General features: G+C 44.0%; 2 protein-coding genes. One reads left to right on the plus strand and one right to left on the minus strand.

Annotated features, from left to right (window positions below; all coding sequences use genetic code 11):
• Positions 1–1,345: DUF3360 family protein (locus tag ACS8FD_RS13300; protein WP_439276233.1), on the minus strand; the 1,345-nt coding region annotated here is incomplete at its 3' end.
• Positions 1,346–1,791: 446 nt separating this feature from the next.
• Here ACS8FD_RS13300 and ACS8FD_RS13305 point away from each other — a divergent pair.
• Positions 1,792–2,046 (plus strand): DUF4442 domain-containing protein (locus tag ACS8FD_RS13305; protein ID WP_439276234.1); only part of this gene is annotated, 255 nt, incomplete at its 3' end.

The raw sequence follows: 2,046 nt of genomic DNA on the forward strand, positions 1-2,046 counted from the left end.
AACCAAAGGCTGGGTTTACCAGTGCTGATGCAAATACCACAATGGCAGCTGACTGCGTGGTTTTACCTTCGCGCGTCATCTCCATGCCAGCCTCAAGCAGTGGGATAAAGACACCGACGATCAGCGCCACACACATCACCGGCTCCCAAATAGCCAGATCCATTGGGTAGCCCCAGATACCAGCGATCAGACAAAACAGTCCAGTTAGTACCGCACCCGCTGGAATCGGACGCTTAGCGATCGCTGCTGGCACGATATAGGTACCCCATGATGAAGCAAAGTTTGCGCCGCCCAATACAGAGCCTGCCACCTGACGAATAGAAGCGCTGGTCATCGTATCATCGATATCCATCAAGACACGCTCAGTACGCTTTGGATAGCTGATTTTTTGAAAGACTTGATGACCCAAAAAGTCGGGCGACCACATGGCTACTGCCAACACCGCAAATGGTAGCACTACAACAAAGCTTTCAACCGTTGGTAAGCCTAGCATCCAACCAGTGTTTTCACCCCACCAATACATTGGATTCATATTTGGCAAGCCAGGTGCAGTTTCAAAAGCAAAGGGCGCACCCATCGCAAAAGCTACGCCACCACCTAACAAGCAGCTAAGCGGCACAGCGAGCCAACGCTTTTGGAAATTTTCTAATACGGCATACAGTATGATCGTTAGCAAAATCACCACAAAGGCAATATGTGCCATGCCAATCCCTTCTGCCCAAGCAAACAGATTTTTGACTTGTGAGATGGTACCAATAAAGCCTAAATACAGCAGCAAACCACCGCACACGCCTTTACTGGTCAGGTTCGCCAGCAGACTACCACCCTTACTAATAGCCAATAGTAGACCAAAGGCACCGATTAGCAGACCAAAGGCCATCGGGTGACCACCAGCTGCCACTACAATAGGAATAAGAGGAATAAGCGGGCCATGCGTACCCGCAAGGTTGGCAGTCGGTAGCAAAAAGCCTGAGAATAAGATCACAAAGAACGCGACGATTAATAGCTCATAACGGACGTTTTCTAACACAAAGGCATCACTGAGACCAAGCGGCCCTGCAAACGTAGCGGCAATAGCGCCCACCATTACTACTTTACCGATTGTCGCGGCCATTGCTGGAATGGTATCTTCATATTCAAAACGATAATCACGAAATGGCAAATTCATGCGCCAGCGCTTGGGCTGCATAATCTGTAGTTCATGATTTAAATAGGCGTCACGACTGTCAAAGCTTGAGCTTGGCTGATGCAAATCAGTATAGCTACCTTGCAATTCATCATCGTAGTGAGCTGAATTTGACTGCTGCGGATTGGTGCTTGAAACGGGGGTCTCGTTACTACTCATCACATCTCCTTATGCCAACTGAGGATTCGTTTTTTATCTATAACGACTTTTTGCCCAAAATTGTACAAAAAATAAGCTGCTCAACACAAATTGGCAGCCATTGTATGCTATCAAGACTAGGATTGCGAGTTTTGCCGTCACAACTCTTGACCTTTTCTTCGCATTTTGATGTATGACTAGCACCGCTCTTAAAGACCATTTAGTCCTAATAAACAGACATCTTCTACATTGATAACAGGGTAAACGTTTATTATAGTATTGATATTGTTGAATAATTAATATTCGTTACGCTTTACACCTGGTAGCAGTTTTTATTTTTGACTATGATAGGTGTTTTTTGTTCAGTTTATAATTAGCTCAGGCCATCATTAATAAAAATGATGGTTATCAATATACGAGCATCTTTACGTACCGTAAAAGATAGAGAAATATAAAGGAATAATAATATGAGCTTCCTACCCAAGAATCTAGAAAATTTAAAACGTAAAACTAAAAAAAACGTCATGCCTCTTTTAACGCCACACTTACTTAAATTGCGTATTAATACCTACGCTCCTTATGTCGGCGCTGGTATCAAGGTCGAGCATGTTGATTTAGATCAAGGCTTGTGTGTGGTCAGTATGGGTCTTAATAGTCTGAATAAAAATATCGTCGGCACACAATTTGGTGGTAGCTTATACTCGATGGTTGATCCTTTTTAT

It is taken from the genome of Psychrobacter sp. 1U2 (genome assembly GCF_051847575.1).